This window comes from Streptomyces sp. NPDC096176 (genome assembly GCF_044763255.1).
Taxonomy (GTDB): domain Bacteria; phylum Actinomycetota; class Actinomycetes; order Streptomycetales; family Streptomycetaceae; genus Streptomyces.
In genome coordinates, this window is the sequence record NZ_JBIWFV010000006.1 from 457,473 (window position 1) to 474,472 (window position 17,000).

Here is a 17,000-nt window from a genome sequence, read left to right on the forward strand (position 1 = left end):
AGCCGGCCTGCCGTCCCGAAGCGGCCTGCCGCAACGAAGCGGAGTACGTCACGCGCCGCGCCGGCGGAGCAGGGAGGCGACGGCGCACGCGAGCAGCAGGCCGGCGATCATCTCCCCAATGTAGGTGAGCATCAGCAGCGCCGAGGGCGACTTTCCCTCATCGCTGTCCGGCATGAGCGAGGCCAGCAGCAGCCACCCGCCCCAGGTGCCCAGGGCGCTGGACCCGACCCACGCCATGGCCAGCGGCGACTTCACGGACAGGGTGGGCCGGAGCCGGAAGGCGAGCAGCAGGACGCCGGCGACGGCGACGGCGGCAAAGCCGATGCGGGTCGCCTCCTGCAGATAGAAGTCCGTGGCCCGCTGCGCGGCACTGTCCGCGGAGAGCGCGACGGTCGAACCGGTCGCCCACAGCACATGCATGACGGCCGGGAACAGCGCGAGCAGCGAACCGGCGACGGCGGTCCTGCGCATGAAGGCGCCCGTGGCACCGGTCGGCAGATCCCACACCCTGCCCCGCCACAGATGACCCCAGCGGTCCTTGGCGTAGAGCACGAACAGCGTGCCGAGAGTGAGTCCCTGGAGGATGAAGCCGCCGTAGACGACTGCGAACACCCAGTCGCGGAGGAACGGCTCGGCGGAGTCCTGAGTCCTGGTGCCGCCGAACGCGACGCCGATCTGTTGCAGCGGAAAGCCGACCATGATCGGCGCCAGAAGCCCGGTCGCTGCCCACATCGGCACGGCAAGCAGCCAGGCGCGGACCCTGAGGCCCCACGGCCGGGTCAGCAGCAGCGCCAGGACGACGACGGCGCCGTCCATCAGCACCGTGACGCTGTTGGCCACGGCCATGACGACACGGTGGTCGAGGAGCGCGCTCCCGTCGGGAATCCCGACATGGCTGCCCGCGATCCACGAGATCTTGAGTCCGAGATACGGCACGCAGGCCGCGATCGCGACGGCGGCCAGTGCCGCCCTGCCGGGGTGGATCCGCCGAGGAAGGCCGGTGTCGGCCGAGGTCGTTGTCATGCCCCCACCGTGCCGCCCGCAGCTGCTCTCCCACCTCCTGCCGGACGACGATCCCCCTCCGCCGCACGGGGGAGCCCGACTGCCGGCAAGGCGGGGCGCCGCACCTCAAGGGCCTGTGGGCGCGCCCCGGGGCGGGGAGCGTCATCGCAGCTCGAGCACCACCTCGTCCGTCTCCTTGCCCCGCGCATTCGCGAAGCCCCGGTCCCGCCCCGTCACCACGAACCCGCATTTCTCCAGCACCCTGATCGACCCCGCGTTGTCCGCGGCCGCACGGGCGTGCAGCGGACGCGTCGGAACCAGGTCCAGCATCGCGCGCAGAGCGAGCGTGGCGATGCCACGGCCCCAGTGGGCGCGGTCGATGAAGTACGTGACCTCCCGCTCGTGCGGCGGCCCGTACACCGCCGTGTGGCCGGCGACCACTTTGTCGGCGAGCACTGTGCGTATCACCGCGTCCGACACGCGGATGCGCGCCCAGTGGGCGTCGAACGCGGCGCGGTCCGTCGGATCCTTGCTGGTGAAGGCCGCCATCCGGCTGGACTCGGGGTCGCTCATGTGCCTGAAGAAGACGGGCAGATCGGCGTCCTCCACCTCGCGCAGCACGATGTCCACGGTCAGAGCCTCCGGGTCGCGAGTGTCAGCCGGTCGCGTGCGTCGAACAGCGCGTCCTTGATCATCTGTTCGTGCGCGGGCGTGAGCCGGGCCACCGGTACCGAGCAGCTGATCGCGTCGCGAGCCGGGGTGCGGTAGGGGATGGCGATGCCGAAGCAACGCAGCCCCAGGGTGTTCTCCTCGCGGTCCACGGCGTAGCCCTGCTCGCGGATGACGTGCAGCTCCTCGATGAGCTTCTCGCGGTCGGTGATGGTGTGTTCGGTGAGCGGCGCGAGCGTCTCGGGCAGCATCTTGCGCACCTGCTCGTCGCTGTGGGTGGCGAGCAGCGCCTTGCCGAGCGAGGTGGAGTGCGCGGGCAGCCGCCGCCCCACCCGGGTGAAGGGGCGCAGATAGTGCTGTGACTGCCGCGTCGCCAGGTACACAATGTTCGTGCCGTCGAGACGCGCGAGGTGAATGGTCTCCGTGGTGTCGTCGGAGAGCCGGTCCAGGGTGGGCCGGGCGGCCGCCACGACCTCGTCGCCGTCGATGTACGACGTGCCGACGAGCAGGGCGCGGACCCCGATGCCGTATCGCGTCCCGGTCGCGTCCGTTTCCACCCAGCCGAGCTCGACGAGGGTGCGCAGCAGCATGTAGAGACTGGACTTGGGGTAGCCGACGGCCTCCTGGACGGCGGCGAGCGAGTGCATGCCCGGGCGGCCGGCGAAGTATTCGAGCAACTCGACCGTCCGTACTGCGGACTTGACCTGTGCCCCACCGGAATCGGCAGCTGACATTGCTCTACGCCCCTTCTTGACCGCGCGGAACGCCCGGAAATAGAGTCCCAGCATATTCACCACCAGGAACTGTGTTCAGAATACCGAACAACCCCGGTGGGTGGCAGAGACCGGAAGGAAGCCGCGGTGGCAGCAGCACCAGTCTGGAGTGTCGACCCCCGAACGGGGAAGCAGCGCGAGCAGGTTGCGGTGGAAGCCACAGTCGCGGAGGTCGACGCCGCCGTACGGGCCGCACACGACGCCCGCGCCTCGCTCGCCGACCGGGCCGTCCGCGCCGCGTTCCTGCGCATCGCCGCTCAGCGCCTCGAGGACGCGAAGGAACATCTCGTCGAGGCCGCCGACGCGGAGACGGCCCTGGGCCCGGTCCGGCTGACCGGCGAACTGACCCGCACCTGCTACCAGTTGCGCGCCTTCGCGGATGTCGTCGACGAGGGCGCCTTCCTCGGCGTGATCATCGACCATCCGGACGAGACCGCGACCCCGCCCGTTCCGGACCTGCGCCGCTACAAGGTGCCGCTCGGCGTCGTGGCGGTCTACGCGGCCTCGAACTTCCCGTTCGCGTTCTCCGTCCCGGGCGGCGACACCGCCAGCGCGCTGGCCGCCGGCTGCCCCGTCGTGGTCAAGGCCCACCCGGACCACCCGGCCACCTCCGAGCTGGTCGCGTCCGTGCTGCGCCGGGCCGCAGCCGAACACGGCATCCCCGGAACGGCGATCGGCCTCGTCCACGGCTTCGACGCGGGCATTCACCTGGTGCGGCACCCGCTGATCACGGCCGCCGGATTCACCGGTTCCGTACGCGGCGGACGGGCGCTGTTCGACGCCGCGGCCGCCCGCCCCGTGCCCATCCCGTTCCATGGCGAACTGGGCTCCCTCAACCCTGTCGTGATCACGGAGGCGGCCGCTGCGGAACGCGCCGAGCAGATCGGCACCGGGCTCGCGGGCTCGATGACGCTCGGCGCGGGCCAGTTCTGCGTCAAGCCCGGCCTCGTGCTGGCGCCCGCCGGTGACGCAGGCGACCAGCTCCTCAAGGCGCTGACCGACTCCGTGAGCGACACCGCCGCGGGCGTCCTGCTCGACGCCCGCATGCGCGACAACTTCGTCGCCGGCGTCACCGAACGCGCCGCCCTGCCGGGCGTCGAGGCCCCCGTCACCCCCGGCGCCGCCTCCGAGCACACCGTCAGTCCCGGCTTCCTGACCGTGCCCGCCGCCCGCCTCGCCGAGGAAGGGGCGCACGACCTCCTGCTGGAGGAGTGCTTCGGGCCGGTCACCGTCGTCGCCCGCTACGACAGCCACGACGAGGTCACCGCCGTCCTGTCCCGCCTGCCGGGCAACCTGACCGCGACCGTCCATCTGTCCACCGACGAGAGCGAAGGGAACGGCAACGGTACGCGGATCCTCGCCGAGCTGACCCCTCTCGCCGGCCGCGTCCTCGTCAACGGCTGGCCCACCGGCGTCGCCGTCGCACCGGCCCAGCACCACGGCGGCCCCTACCCGGCCACCACCTCGACGTCCACCTCAGTCGGCGCCACCGCCATCGAGCGCTGGCTGCGCCCGGTCACCTACCAGACCACCCCCGAAGCACTGCTCCCCCCGGAGCTGCGCGACGACAACCCGCTCGGTCTTCCACGGCTGGTGGACGGCCGCCTGCAACACTGATCCGCATGGAACTGAAGCTGCCCGATCTCCCCTTCCCCCTGCGGGCATACGGGCCCGAGGCCGACTGGTCATACGAAGACGGCGTGCTGACCGCCTGGGCCGGCCCCCGCCAGGACCGTTTTGTCCCCCCGACGGGCCACGCCGTCGAACCGGCCTCCGACGCGCCCCGCCTGCTCGGCGCGCCGGAGGGCGACTTCCAGCTGATCGCCCGCGTCAAAATCGGCTTCGCCGCGGCCTTCGACGCCGGCGTGCTCTATCTGCACGTCACCGAGCAGGAGTGGGCCAAGCTCTGCCTGGAGCTCTCGCCGGACAAGCCGACGGTCTGCACGGTCGTCACGCGCGGCCACTCCGACGACGCCAACTCCTTCGTGGTGGACGGCGACAGCGTCTGGCTGCGGATCAGCCGCACGGGCAAGGCATTCGCCTTTCACGCTTCCACGGACGGCGAGCAGTGGACCTTCGTCCGTATCTTCACCCTCGGCGACGAGGACCGCGCGGGCGCTGCGCTGGTCGGCTTCATGGCCCAGTCACCGGTGGGTGAAGGCTGTGTGGTCTCCTTCGACCGCATCGAGTACCGCGACAGCTGGCCGGAAGGGCTGCGCGACGGGTCCTGAGTACGCCCGCTCGCGCACGTCGGCGCGTTCGAGGCCACAGGCCTGCCGGACCCGCCGCGACGCTGCCCCCAGGGTCGGTCGCGCACGGGTTTGATGCCGAGCGCCTGCCGCGCCTCCGGGCGTTCGCCGTGCAACCGAGCCCGCCCTGCGTCGCGTCTTCTGCCCCATGATCAGAATCGCCGTCCCTGCGGATCTCGACGCCATCGCCGCCCTCCACGCGGAAGCCCGCGCCACCTACTACCGGGGCCACATCCCCGACGAGGCCTTCGACGGCCCGGCCGAGAGGGCCCGCACCCGGGCCGGCTGGGAGGGAGCGATCGGGCGGGGCGGCGTGCTGTGCGCGGAGCGGGACGGTGTCATCGCCGGCATGGCCGCCTTCCGCGAGGTGAACGGCGTCATGACCCTCACCCAGCTCCATGTCGCCCCCGAGCGCTGGCGCGTCGGCATCGGCACCGAGCTCCACGCCGCCTGCGTCGAGGAGTGGCAGCGCCAGGGCGTGACGACCGCGCGCCTCGAGGTCTTCGAGGAGAACCAGCGGGCCCAGTCCTTCTACGCCCATCACGGCTGGTACCCGGACCCGGACGAGCCGCTCGTCGGCAACCACCTGCACTTCTGCCTCACGGTGCCGACCGCCGGGTGCGCCGGCGCCGAGTAGGGGCCTTCGTCTGGATCAGGCCGGATCAGGCACCAGGGCACGCGAGCCCGGCAAGATCCAAACGAGAGAGCCTGGGGGCACCCGGCTCGACGAGCGGCTGCGTAGCGACGCTAATACGGTGTGAGTAGCGTCGCTAACGCAGGACCGGCTGATGCACTCGCCCGCGATGCGCAGGCCGCCCGCCGCCGCGCTCGAGGCGCACGCGATCCTCACCCGCGACCTGCAGCGCGCCGCGGCGCAGGGAAAGCTGCGCGTCGCCCCCGAAGTGGCCGCCCAGATGGTGATGTCGGCCAACGTCGGCGTGGCGCTGATGCTCGTCGCCCGCCCGGCGACGTTCACGGACCGGGCCGTGTCGCGCCGGGTGCGGGACGCCGTGTACGCCGCGATCCTCACCCCCGATGTGTCCGCCCCCGGGACCGGCGACGGCCACGCGACCGGGGCCGGCCCCGTGGACGTCCCGGCCGCGGCGACGCGCCTGAGCACCCTGCTGCTCGCGTCGCCCAGCCCCGCGCTCACCGCGGCGGAGGGTGCCCTGCTGGGCGAATGGCTGGACCGGGTGTCGAACGCGGACGGGCAGGAGGGGCCCGCCTCGGAATGAGCCGGGCCCGTTCTTCGTTGAGCCCCTGCGGAGGCCACCTCCGCAACGCCGCACGCCCGCACGAGCCTGGAGAGAAGAAGAACATGCGCGTCGAGATCTGGAGCGACATCGCCTGCCCCTGGTGCTACATCGGCAAGGCCCGCTTCGAGAAGGGGCTCGCCGCCTTCGCGCACCGGGACGACGTCGAGGTCGTGCACCGGTCCTTCGAGCTGGACCCGGCCCGCGCCCAGCACGACACCGCTCCGGTCGTCGAGATGCTCGCCAAGAAGTACGGCCGCACCCGCGAAGAGGCGCAGGCCATGGAGGAGCATGTCGCCTCCAACGCGCGCTCCGAGGGACTCGAGTACCGCACCGAGGGACGGGACCACGGCAACACCTTCGACATCCACCGGCTTCTGCACCTGGCCAAGGCCCGCGGCCGGCAGGACGGGCTGCTCACCCTCGCCTACCGCGCAAACTTCGCCGAGGAGCGCTCCGTCTTCGCCCCGGAGGTGCTGGTCTCGCTGGCCGTCGAGGCCGGGCTCGACGAGCCGGAGGTGCGCCGTGTCCTCGAGGACGGGACGGCCTACGCCGCCGACGTACGCGCGGACGAGCGCGAGGCAGCCGAACTGGGCGCGACAGGCGTGCCGTTCTTCGTGTTCGACCGGACGTACGGCGTCTCCGGCGGGCAGCCCGCCGAACTGTTCACCCAGGCGCTGGATCAGGCGTGGCAGGGCCGAAAGGTCACGGCCGTCGGCGCGCAGACCGCCGACGCCTGCGACGCCGACGGCGCCTGCGAGGTGCCGGCGGCCGCCGCCGAAGGCTGATTCGCAGGCAGCGCCCAACGGTTCTGGGCAGCAAGGTGTGATTGACCCCGCGGCCGCCCGACCGCAGGGTTGATCCATGGAGATCTCGCAGACGCTGATCGGCGCGGAGTTCACACCCCGCGCGACCTACCTCAACACCGCCACCAACGGACTCCTGCCACGCCGGTCCGTCCGTGCCGTCGCCGCACTCGCCGAAGAACTCGCCGAAGGACGCCCCGGCGGCTCCGGTGACTGGCAGGCAGTGAACGCCGCCCGCCGGTCCTTCGCCCGCCTGACGGGGATCGACGAAGAGCGGGTGGCCGTCGGCGGTTCGGTCTCCGTGCACGTGGAGCTGATCGCGGCTTCGCTCGCGCCCGGAGCTGAGGTGCTCTTCCCCGAGGGCGAGTACGCCTCCGTGATCACGCCCTTCTCGGTCCGCGGGGACCTCAAGCTGCGCTACGCCCCGCTCGACGAGCTCGCGGAGGCCGTCCGTCCGGGCACGGCGCTCGTCGCCTTCTCCGCCGTGCAGTCCTCCGACGGGCGGGTCGCCGACTTGGCCGCGGTACGGGCCGCAGCGGCGGCACACGGGGCCCGTACGCTCCTCGACTCCAGCCAGTCGGCCGGGTGGCTGCCACTGGCCGCGGGGGAGTGGGACTACACCGTCACCGCCGGGTACAAGTTCCTCCTCGGCCCGCGCGGCGTCTCCTTCCTCACCGTGACCGAGGATGCCCAGGACGTGCTGCTGCCCGCGCACGCGGGAACGTTCGCCGCCGAACATCTCTGGCAGACGCACACGTTGTACGGACCGATCACCGAACTCGCCCATTCCGCCCGCAGGTACGACGAGTCACCGGCCTATTTGTCGTACCACGCGGCGGAGCAGTCACTGGCGCTGCTGGAGGAGATCGGCGTCGAGACCGTTCACGCTCACGCCACGGGGCTGGCCCGGCAGTTCAGGAACGCGCTCAGGGAGCGCGGCATGGAGCCGCTGGCCGGCGACTCGGCGATCGTGGCCGTGCCCGGCCTCGGCGACCGGGCCGCCGAGCTGGCCGACGCGGGCGTCCTCGTCTCGGGGCGTGCGGGCAATCTGCGCGTCACCTTCCATCTCTACAACACGGCCGCGGACGTGGACCGTGTGATGGAGTGCCTCGCCGGCTAGAACCGCCTTCGCCGGCGCGGCGGCCCGGCCTGCCGGACCGCGGCGCCGGCGGTCCGGGGCGCCCGAACCCGGGGCGCCGGACCGCCGCATCGCTGCCCGGGGTCGTGCGTCAGGCGCGCCGCTCCGGGCAGTCCCACGTCTCCGTGCACAGGTTCGCCTCGACCTTCGCCAGCAACCGCGTGAGCTCCTGGCGCTCCTCGTCGTTCAGGCCGGCCAGGGTGTGCTCCTCCAGCTCGCCCCAGGCCGCCGACACGTCCGACAGCAGCGCGCAGCTTCGTTCCGTCGCCTCGACGAGGACGGCCCGACGGTCGGCCGGATCGGGGCAGCGGCGTACGTGGCCGGACTGCTCGAGGCGCTGCAGCATCTTGGTCACGGTCGAGGGATCGAGGTCGACGGCCTTGATCAGCTCCGACTGGCGCACCGGACCGGCGTCCCACAGCCGCATCATCACGAACTCCTGGCCGGGGTAGAGGCCCAGCTTCTTGAGCAGTTTGCCCGCGGCGATGCGGTGGAGCCGCGCCACCCGGGACACGGCGTGGCTGACGGGGCCGCTGCTCGCGGCGTGCGGCAGCAGTTCGGTACAGGCGGGGTCGCCCTGCGCCTCCGGTGCGGCGGACATCTGCTCTCCTCGGCCGAGTTTCGACTGCTTCCAGGATATTACCTTGGTCGGCCAATGAATGAGTTACAGTGGCGTCGAGCCGATTACTTGGTCGACCACATATTGGTCGACCACATATTTTCTCGGGAGCCTCCCATGACCACCGCATTCGACCCGATCCAGCTCGCCGGCAAGCACCTGGCCAACCGCATCGCCATGGCGCCGATGACCCGCAGCCGCGCCTACGGGCCGGGTCTGACGCCGACGCCGTCCGTCGTGGAGTACTACCGGCAGCGCGCCTCGGCCGGTCTGATCATCACCGAGGGCGTCCAGCCCTCCGTGGTCGGCCAGGGCTACCCGGACACCCCCGGGCTGCACAGCGACGAGCAGGTCGCCGCCTGGCGCAAGGTCACCGACGCCGTGCACGCGGAGGGCGGCACGATCTTCGCGCAGCTCATGCACGCCGGCCGGATCGGCCACCCCGTGCTGCTGCCCGACGGTCTCGTACCGGTCGGTGTGTCCGCCGTCGCCGCCCAGGGGCAGGTGTTCACGCACGAGGGCCCCAAGGACTTCGTCGCGCCCAGGGAACTGACCGCCGACGACATCCGGGCGACCATCGCCGACTTCGTGGCCGCCGCCCGCAACGCCGTGGCGGCGGGCTTCGACGGCGTCGAGCTGCACGGCGCCAACGGCTACCTCATCCACCAGTTCCTCGCACCCAACAGCAACCGGCGCACCGACGAGTGGGGCGGCTCCGTCGAGAACCGCGTCCGTTTCGCCGTCGAGGTGACCGAGGCCGTCGCCGCCGCGATCGGCGCCGAGCGCACCGCCCTGCGGATCTCGCCCTCCAACCCGTACAACGACATCGAGGAGCCGGAGCCGGAGGAGGCCTACACGGCTCTGGTCCAGCGGCTCGAGCCGCTCGGACTCGGCTACCTGCACATCCTCGAGGGGAGCCCCGAGCTGCGGGAGCTCACCGAGACGCTCCGCAAGCAGTTCTCCGGGACCATCGTGCTCAACGCGGCCACCGACGGACCGACCGGCCCCGAGGCGCTGACGCTGATCGAGGACGGCGTCGCCGACGTGATCTCCTACGGTGCGCTGTTCCTCGCCAACCCGGACCTTCCGGCGCGCCTCGCGGCAGGCGGCCCGTTCAACGCCCCGGACCCGGCGTCGTTCTTCGGCGGCGACGACAAGGGCTTCGTCGACTACCCGGCGCTCACGGGCTGACACCCCCGCCTCGAGTTGCGGACACACGGATGGGCCGGCCCCCGGAAAGGGGCCGGCCCATCGGTATGCGGCGGGCGCGCCGCCGCTCACGGCCGTGTCAGCGCACCGGTGTGAAGTCCCGCGCCCCGATGAAGTCGGGCCGCGGCACCGGCGCCGCGAACGGCTGGACCGCCGTGTTCTCCACGCTGTTGAAGACGATGAAGACATTGCTGCGCGGGTACGGGGTGATGTTGTCCCCGGAGCCGTGCATGCAGTTGCAGTCGAACCAGGTCGCCGACCCGGCCTTGCCGGTGAACAGCCGGATGCCGTGGTCGTCGGCGTAGCGGGTCAGTGCCTCGTCGGACGGGGTGCCGGCGTCCTGCATCTGCAGCGACTGCTTGTAGTTGTCCTTCGGCGTCTCGCCCGCGCAGCCCAGGAACGTCTTGTGCGACCCGGGCATGATCATCAGACCGCCGTTGGTGTCGAAGTTCTCGGTCAGCGCGATCGAGACGGAGACGGTGCGCATGTTCGGCAGCCCGTCCTCCGCGTGCCACGTCTCGAAGTCCGAGTGCCAGTAGAAGCCCGAGGCACCGAAGCCCGGCTTCACGTTGATACGGGACTGGTGGACGTACACGTCGGAGCCGAGGATCTGCCGGGCTCTGCCCACCACTCGCTCGTCGCGCACCAGCGCGGCGAAGACCTCACTGAGCTTGTGGACCTCGAAGACCGACCGCACGTCCTGCGACTTCGGCTCGATGATCGAGCGCTCGTCGGCCCGTACCGCCGGGTCGGCGATCAGCCGGTCGAGCTCCGAGCGGTACAGCGTGACCTCGTCCTCGTCGATCAGCTGATCGACCGTGAGGAAGCCGTCCCGCTCGAAGCCCATGAGGTCGGCCGTGGCGATCGGCCCCGGCGTGCCAGGGGCCGACCAGACGACCGGGTCCTTGCGAGGAGTCATCACCTCGGTGGCGCCACGGGTCGGGTACAGGTCGGTTCGTGCGGGTGCGGTGGTCATCGCTCAGGCCTCCTCGGTCAGCAGCGGGTAGACGCCGTTCTCGTCGTGGTCCTCCCGTCCGGTGACGGGGGGATTGAAGACGCAGACACAACGGAAGTCGGTCTTGGGGCGCATGGTGTGCTTCTCGTGCCCGTCCAGCAGGTACATCGTGCCGGGCTCGATCCAGTGGGTCTCGCCGGTCTCGTCGTTGGTGAGCTCGGCCTCGCCCTCCACGCAGAGCACGGCCTCGATGTGGTTCGCGTACCACATCGACGTCTCCGTACCCGCGTAGAGCACGGTCTCGTGGAGCGAGAAGCCGACCCTCTCCTTGGCGAGCACGATGCGCTTGCTCTCCCAGGTGCCGGAAGCGGACTTCACATGGCGGTCGGTGTTCTCGATGTCCTTGAAGGATCGGACGATCACTGTGGTTCGGTACCTCTCGTCGTAGGGTTGGTCAGGCGGTCTCGCGGACGGAGCGCGCCAAAATGCGCAGGCCCTCGTCCAGCTCGTCCGGGGAGATCGTCAGCGGCGGCAGCAGCTTCACGACCTCGCTCTCCGGCCCGGACGTCTCGAGCAGCAGCCCGAGTTCGAAGGCGCGGGCGCAGACCGCGGAGGCGCGGGACTTGTCCTCGAACTCCATGCCCCAGACCAGACCCCGGCCGCGGAAGCTGACGCCTTCGCCGCCCAACTCGTCGACGATCGACAGCAGCGCCCGCTCGACCTGCTCACCGCGGGCGATGGTCTGCTTCTCCATCTGGCCGTCGGACCAGTAGGTGTTGAGCGCGGCGGCGGCCGTCACGAACGCCGGGTTGTTGCCGCGGAACGTGCCGTTGTGCTCGCCGGGCTCCCAGATGTCCAGCTCCGGCTTGAACAGGGTCAGGGCCAGGGGCAGCCCGTAGCCGCTGATGGACTTCGAGACGGTGACGATGTCCGGGACGATGCCGGCCTCCTCGAAGGAGAAGAAGCCGCCGGTACGGCCGCAGCCCATCTGGATGTCGTCGACGATCAGCAGCATGTCCTGGCGGTGGCACAGATCCTGCAGCGCGCGCAGCCATTCGGCGCGGGCGACGTTGATGCCGCCCTCGCCCTGGATCGTCTCGACGATCACGGCGGCCGGCTTGTTGAGGCCGGAGCCCTGGTCCTCGAGCAGCCGCTCGAACCACAGGAAGTCCGGGATCTGGCCGTCGAAGTAGTTGTCGAACGGCATCGGTGTGCCGTGCACCAGCGGGATGCCGGCGCCGGCCCGCTTGAAGGCGTTGCCGGTGACGGCGAGCGAGCCGAGCGACATCCCGTGGAAGGCGTTGGTGAACGAGACGATCGCCTCGCGGCCCTTCACCTTGCGGGCCAGCTTGAGCGCGGCCTCGACGGCGTTGGTACCCGTCGGGCCGGGGAACATCACCTTGTACGGCAGGTCGCGCGGCCGCAGCACGACATTCTGGAACGACTCCAGGAACGCGCGCTTGGCGGTGGTGGCCATGTCCAGGCCGTGGGTGATGCCGTCGCGCTCGATGTAGTCGATCAGGGCGCGTTTGAGGACCGGGTTGTTGTGCCCGTAGTTGAGCGACCCGGCACCGGCGAAGAAGTCGAGGTAGGTGTGGCCGTCCTCGTCGTGGAGGTAGCTGCCCTGCGCGCGGTCGAACACGGCGGGCCAGCCGCGGCAGTAGCTGCGCACCTCGGACTCGAGGGTCTCGAAGACGCTCAGGGCGGGCGGGGTGATGGTCACAGCAAACTCCATGGGGTGGGGGAGGGGCGAGAGAAGGTCTGGCATCGCGCGTTGCGCTTCACGCGCTGTGCGCACAGGTCGTGCGGCGCACAGGTCAGGCGACGGGGCCGATGCGGTACAGCACTTCCGGCTGGTGCGTCTCCTCGGGGAACAGCCCGCCGTCGAAGAGGACTTCGCGGCTCAGGGATGCTCCATGGCGCTGTGCGAATGAGGTGAACAGAGCGTCGGAGGCGGTGTTGTCCGGGGTGATGGTGGTCTCGATCTCGCGGACCCCGCGTCCGCCGGTGACCTTGGCGGTCAGCGCGTCCAGCAGGACGCCGGCCAGTCCCCGGCCGCGGTGCGACCGGTCGACGGCCACCTGCCAGACGACGAGCACCTCGGGGCGGTCGGGGCGTACGTACCCGGTGACGAAGGCGATCGGCTCCCCGTCACGGCCGCGCGCCACGACGGAGGTGGCGGCGAAGTCGCGACACCACAGCAGATAGCTGTACGAGGAGTTGAGGTCGAGTACCTCGGAGTCGCGGGCAATGCGCCAGATCGCGGCTCCGTCCTCCACTCGTGGGGTGTCGATCTGCAGGAATTCGTCGTGGGCTCGTACAAGGTCTTCTTGTGCGGCGGTCATGTCGATTCAATTTACCGAGCAAATTCGAAGATTGCATCGGGCTGAGGGGTTGGGTGGCGGGAGGCGTTGTGTTATCGCGCGGGCGCGAGGCTGGTCAGGGGCCACCCGCGTGTCGCCCATGATTGCACGGATATTTCCGGGCGAACCGACTCTGCTGTGTCGTCAGTCACATGCGCGAAACCCCGTTGACACATGCCGGAAGTGCTTCCGGAACCGATATGAATCCCTGCGTTTAGGGGCTCGGATCGGGGGCAGGAGAACGCGGGGAGCTGTTTACCGGAATTTGCTCCCCGTAATTATGGACGGTGCTGTGAATTCGGTTTTCGAAAACGGCTCGGCCAATACGGCCGAGTCATGGCGCGTGTCGGCGGAGCCGCACCTGTCGGCTCTCGCCGGATGGAGCGGTTACCAGCTCTCGTCGGCCGCCCTGCGGGCCCCCTCCAGGTCCACCGTCCCGCCGTGCTCGGCCAGCGCGGCGCCCAGCGCCGCGAGGGAGGACTGCACCACCCCACGCGTCGCGTCCACGCCGTAGTGGTTGACCCGGAGCATCTCCTTCGCCAGCGCGCCACCACCGGCGATCAGCGGCAGCGAGGGGTCCGCGGCAAGCGCGGCCGCCACCAGTTCGCGGGCGTCCACCCCGGCCGGGGCGCGCAGCGTCGTCGCCACCGGCGCCGCGTCCCGCGCTTCGTGCACATACGGCGCGAGGCCGCCGCCGAGCGCGAGCGCACCCGCCCGCGTGGCCGCGGCGGCCGATGCGTGCCGGGCCATCACCGCGTCCGCGCCCTCCGTCTCGATGCGCTCGACGCACGCCTCGAGCGCCAGCATCTCCAACTGGGCCGGGGCGTGCAGCAGCGTCTTGCGGCCGCCGTCGATCCAGCGGAGCTTCCAGTCGAGCAGCGACAGGTACGAACTGCGGGGTGCGGCCGGGTTGGCGGCGATACGCTCCCAGGCCCGCTCGCTGACCGACACCGCGGAGACGCCCGCCGGCCCGCCCATCGCCTTCTGCGCGCCGATCACGCACAGGTCCACACCCCAGGCGTCCACCAGCAGCGGCTCCGCGGCCACGGAGGCCACCGCGTCCACCATGAACAGCGCGCCGTGCGCCCTTACGGCCTCGCCGATCTCGGCGACCGGGTTGGTGTTGCCGGTCGCCGCCTCCGCGTGCACCAGCGAGACGAAGTCGATCGCCGGGTGGTCGGCCAGCGCCTGTGCGACCTGGTCCGCGCTCACCGCCGTGTGGAAGGGGACCTCGAGATCGACGACGTTCGCCCCGCAGTCGCGCAGCCAGTTGCCGAAGGTCTGGCCGTAGGGGCCGGTGACCACGTTCAGCGCCGTGGAGCCGGGACGGGCGCCGCCGCGGATGCAGCCCTCCAGGGGCAGCAGCGCCTCTCCCTGCATGACAACCACGTCCTGCTCGGTGCCGAGCAGAGCGGCGACGCGGCGCTCGATGGAGGCGAAGTGCGCGGCGGTCAGCGGGGCCAGGTCCAGCAGCGGGTGTGTCACGGCGGTGCTCTGTTCTCTCGGATGTTCGGGCACTGTTCGGGCTCTCGGTCGAGAGTATCGATCGCCTCGTACAGTTCCTGACATGAGCGATCACACGGTGCTGCATGTGAAGGGGCGGGTGCTCGTCGGGCCCGAGGAGGTGCGGGACGAACTGTGGGCGGTGGACGGCCGGATCACCTTCGAGCGCCCCCGCGCCGAGGCGGTCACCGTGCACGGCTGGGCGCTGCCCGGACTCGTCGACGCCCACTGCCATGTCGGCCTCGACCACCACGGCCCGGTCGACGCCGCGACCAGTGAGAAGCAGGCCCTCACCGACCGTGAGGCCGGCACGCTGCTCATCCGCGACGCCGGATCTCCCTCGGACACCCGCTGGATCGACGACCGCGACGACCTCCCGAAGATCATCCGCGCGGGCCGGCACATCGCCCGCACCCGCCGCTACATCCGCAACTACGCCCACGAGATCGAGCCCGAAGACCTGGTGGCGTACGTGGCGCGGGAGGCCCGCCGTGGTGACGGCTGGGTCAAGCTGGTCGGCGACTGGATCGACCGCGAGGCGGGCGACCTGACCGCGTGCTGGCCGCGCGGCGCGGTGGAGGCCGCGATCGCCGAGGCGCACCGCCTCGGTGCCCGGGTGACGGCCCACTGCTTCGCGGAGGACTCGCTGCGCGACCTCGTGGAGGCGGGCATCGACTGCATCGAGCACGCGACCGGGCTCACCGAGGACACGATCCCGCTCTTCGCCGAGCGCGGCGTCGCCATCGTGCCGACCCTCGTCAACATCGCGACCTTCCCCGGTCTCGCGGCCGGCGGGGAGTCCAGGTTCCCCCAGTGGTCGGCCCATATGCGGCGGCTGTACGAGCAGCGCTACGACACCGTGCGCGCGGCCTACGACGCCGGCATCCCCGTTTTCGTCGGCACGGACGCCGGAGGCTCCCTGGCGCACGGTTTGGTGGCCGCGGAGGTCGCGGAACTGGTGAAGGCCGGCATCCCGCCGCTCCAGGCCCTTTCGGCGACCGCGTGGGAGGCGAGGCGCTGGCTCGGCCGCCCGGCGCTCGAGGAAGGCGCTCCCGCCGATCTGGTCGTGTACGACGAGGACCCCCGGGCCGACGTGCGCGTGCTCGCGGCTCCGCGACGGGTGATCCTCAACGGGCGCGTCATCGACTGAGCCGTGCCGGGCCCACGCCGCCGGGCCGGGTCACCGGTTGACCGAGCGTGACCCTGCGGCCCCGCCCGTCGTTGGAACACTTCACGTGCGCCCCGCCCGGTGGACCGGCGCACCACCCGGAAGTCGCGACAGGCGGGACTCAGGGGAACGTGCGTGCCTCAAGAATCGAAAACAAACACGGAAACCCCACTTTAGGGTGAACTCGCCTCGCGTGCCTGTCAGTTCACTCTCCGTGCGTAAAGATTCCGGTGTCTCGGTCGCCGCCCCCGCGTGTCCCCGTGGGAGGCGGTCGACCTCATGTCTCTGTGGGGGTTCCACCACCGTGAACAGCAACACCTTCCGCATGCCCGTACGCAAGGCCGCCGCCGCGACGGCCGCCACCGCGCTGCTCGCCGCACCCATGGCGCTCGCCGCTCCGGCCCACGCCACCGGGGGCGGCGAAGGACGGGCCACCGCGGTCGTGCTCCGCACCGGCCTCGACGTCTCCCTGCTCAACAAGACCGCCCATGTGCCGCTCAAGACCTCCCTCAACGAGGTCAAAGCCCCCGCGAGTGCTGAGGAGACCGCGCTGAGCGTCGAGTTGGAGGGGGTCGACAAGGGCAGGCCCTTCCAAGTGCTGCGCGCCGACGCGGCGACCTCGAAGGCCACGGTCGAGGACGGCACGGCGGAGGCCCGCAGCAATCTGGTCAACGCCAAGGTGCATGTGCCGGGTCTGCCTCTGCTGTCGCTGATCGAGGTGGAGCAGGTCACGTCCAAGGCCGTCTGCGAGGCGGGCGAGCAGCCGGTGGCCGAATCGAATGTCCTGGGCAAGGTCACGGTCCTGGGCAAGAAGGTCACCCTCAGCGCCGGCGGACCGACGCGCGTCGAGGTGCCGGGCGTCGGCGACGTGAGCCTCGAGTTGTCGAAGACGCACACCACGTCCCGTACCGCAGCGGCCACCGCTCTGCAGCTCAAGGTGGCCGTGAACCCGCTGAAGCTGAACGTGGCCGAGGTCGACGGCGAGGTCACCCTGGTGGAGGCGACCTGCGAGACGCCGGACGCGCCGAAGGCGCCCGAGAAGCCCGCGCCTCCCGCGCAGGAAGAGCCGCAGGACAAGCCGGCGGGGGAGAAGCCCGCCGACGGCATCTCAGCCCAGTCCGGTGAGGAGCCCGCGCAGGAGAACCTCGCGGCGACCGGCGGCAGTTCCACGACGCCGTACCTCGCGGGCGGCGCGGCCGTCCTGCTCGCGGTGGGAGCCGCGGCGACGATGGCCGCCCGCCGCCGCTCGAAGGGCTGAACCGGCAGCCGGGCCCCTCGGAGGGGGAGGGGCCC

The 17,000-nt window shown here is 71.0% G+C and carries 17 protein-coding genes and 1 pseudogene; 9 read left to right on the forward strand and 9 right to left on the reverse strand.

From position 1 onward, the window contains the following. Nucleotides 1-48 precede the first annotated feature (48 nt). The 3 genes from ACIQ7Q_RS19705 to ACIQ7Q_RS19715 all read right to left on the reverse strand — a co-directional run bounded on the left by ACIQ7Q_RS19705 (nt 49) and on the right by ACIQ7Q_RS19715 (nt 2,405). Entirely contained in the window at nt 49-1,023 is a 975-nt protein-coding gene (locus ACIQ7Q_RS19705) for a hypothetical protein (protein ID WP_403863272.1), read from the reverse strand. Between the two features lie 141 nt (nt 1,024-1,164). Continuing rightward, entirely contained in the window at nt 1,165-1,632 is a 468-nt protein-coding gene (locus ACIQ7Q_RS19710; RefSeq protein ID WP_403863276.1) for a GNAT family N-acetyltransferase, read from the reverse strand. Nucleotides 1,633-1,634: 2 nt separating this feature from the next. Continuing rightward, nucleotides 1,635-2,405 carry an IclR family transcriptional regulator gene (locus tag ACIQ7Q_RS19715; RefSeq protein ID WP_403863279.1) on the reverse strand — a complete coding sequence of 257 codons (771 nt, stop codon included), beginning with the start codon at nt 2,403-2,405 and terminating at the stop codon, nt 1,635-1,637. Nucleotides 2,406-2,531: 126 nt separating this feature from the next. Here ACIQ7Q_RS19715 and ACIQ7Q_RS19720 point away from each other — a divergent pair, with 126 nt between their 5' ends. The 6 genes and pseudogenes from ACIQ7Q_RS19720 to ACIQ7Q_RS19745 all read left to right on the forward strand — a co-directional run bounded on the left by ACIQ7Q_RS19720 (nt 2,532) and on the right by ACIQ7Q_RS19745 (nt 7,872). Next, nucleotides 2,532-4,061 (forward strand): aldehyde dehydrogenase (NADP(+)), encoded by a 1,530-nt coding sequence (locus tag ACIQ7Q_RS19720; RefSeq protein ID WP_403863282.1) that lies wholly within the window; start codon nt 2,532-2,534, stop codon nt 4,059-4,061. 5 nt (nt 4,062-4,066) lie between these two features. Next, nucleotides 4,067-4,675, forward strand: a complete 609-nt coding sequence (locus ACIQ7Q_RS19725; protein WP_403863285.1) for a DUF1349 domain-containing protein — start codon at nt 4,067-4,069, stop codon at nt 4,673-4,675. A gap of 166 nt (nt 4,676-4,841) precedes the next feature. Continuing rightward, entirely contained in the window at nt 4,842-5,330 is a 489-nt protein-coding gene (locus tag ACIQ7Q_RS19730) for a GNAT family N-acetyltransferase (RefSeq protein WP_403863288.1), read from the forward strand. A 145-nt stretch (nt 5,331-5,475) separates the two neighbouring features. Next, a pseudogene (locus tag ACIQ7Q_RS19735) lies at nt 5,476-5,928 on the forward strand (TetR/AcrR family transcriptional regulator); the annotation flags it as partial. 83 nt (nt 5,929-6,011) lie between these two features. Further along, complete coding sequence (locus ACIQ7Q_RS19740) at nt 6,012-6,734, forward strand: DsbA family oxidoreductase (protein ID WP_403863291.1); 723 nt, start codon at nt 6,012-6,014, stop codon at nt 6,732-6,734. A gap of 76 nt (nt 6,735-6,810) precedes the next feature. After that, nucleotides 6,811-7,872, forward strand: coding sequence for an aminotransferase class V-fold PLP-dependent enzyme (locus tag ACIQ7Q_RS19745; RefSeq protein ID WP_403863294.1), 1,062 nt, complete (start codon nt 6,811-6,813; stop codon nt 7,870-7,872). Between the two features lie 109 nt (nt 7,873-7,981). Here the strand turns inward: ACIQ7Q_RS19745 and ACIQ7Q_RS19750 are convergent, their stop codons facing one another. Next, nucleotides 7,982-8,491, reverse strand: a complete 510-nt coding sequence (locus ACIQ7Q_RS19750) for a MarR family winged helix-turn-helix transcriptional regulator (protein WP_403863297.1) — start codon at nt 8,489-8,491, stop codon at nt 7,982-7,984. A gap of 135 nt (nt 8,492-8,626) precedes the next feature. Between ACIQ7Q_RS19750 and ACIQ7Q_RS19755 the strand changes: the two genes are divergently transcribed. Continuing rightward, nucleotides 8,627-9,700, forward strand: coding sequence for an alkene reductase (locus tag ACIQ7Q_RS19755; RefSeq protein WP_403863300.1), 1,074 nt, complete (start codon nt 8,627-8,629; stop codon nt 9,698-9,700). Between the two features lie 97 nt (nt 9,701-9,797). Here ACIQ7Q_RS19755 and thpD read toward each other — a convergent pair whose 3' ends face one another. The 5 genes from thpD to ACIQ7Q_RS19780 form a co-directional block, all read right to left on the reverse strand. Then, the gene (thpD, locus tag ACIQ7Q_RS19760; protein ID WP_403863303.1) at nt 9,798-10,694 is read right to left on the reverse strand and encodes an ectoine hydroxylase; all 897 of its coding nucleotides are present in this window, start codon (nt 10,692-10,694) and stop codon (nt 9,798-9,800) included. A gap of 3 nt (nt 10,695-10,697) precedes the next feature. Beyond that, nucleotides 10,698-11,096, reverse strand: a complete 399-nt coding sequence (locus tag ACIQ7Q_RS19765) for an ectoine synthase (RefSeq protein ID WP_403863306.1) — start codon at nt 11,094-11,096, stop codon at nt 10,698-10,700. A 31-nt stretch (nt 11,097-11,127) separates the two neighbouring features. Continuing rightward, nucleotides 11,128-12,396, reverse strand: a complete 1,269-nt coding sequence (gene ectB / locus ACIQ7Q_RS19770; RefSeq protein WP_403863309.1) for a diaminobutyrate--2-oxoglutarate transaminase — start codon at nt 12,394-12,396, stop codon at nt 11,128-11,130. 94 nt (nt 12,397-12,490) lie between these two features. Further along, nucleotides 12,491-13,018, reverse strand: coding sequence for a diaminobutyrate acetyltransferase (gene ectA / locus ACIQ7Q_RS19775; RefSeq protein ID WP_403863312.1), 528 nt, complete (start codon nt 13,016-13,018; stop codon nt 12,491-12,493). A gap of 405 nt (nt 13,019-13,423) precedes the next feature. Continuing rightward, nucleotides 13,424-14,521 carry a pyridoxal-phosphate-dependent aminotransferase family protein gene (locus ACIQ7Q_RS19780; protein WP_403863315.1) on the reverse strand — a complete coding sequence of 366 codons (1,098 nt, stop codon included), beginning with the start codon at nt 14,519-14,521 and terminating at the stop codon, nt 13,424-13,426. 82 nt (nt 14,522-14,603) lie between these two features. On the opposite strand from ACIQ7Q_RS19780, the gene ACIQ7Q_RS19785 reads away from it, so the two are divergent. Then, nucleotides 14,604-15,689, forward strand: a complete 1,086-nt coding sequence (locus ACIQ7Q_RS19785; protein WP_403863318.1) for an amidohydrolase family protein — start codon at nt 14,604-14,606, stop codon at nt 15,687-15,689. A gap of 322 nt (nt 15,690-16,011) precedes the next feature. Continuing rightward, nucleotides 16,012-16,965 (forward strand): SCO1860 family LAETG-anchored protein, encoded by a 954-nt coding sequence (locus ACIQ7Q_RS19790; RefSeq protein WP_403863321.1) that lies wholly within the window; start codon nt 16,012-16,014, stop codon nt 16,963-16,965. Nucleotides 16,966-17,000 lie beyond the last annotated feature (35 nt).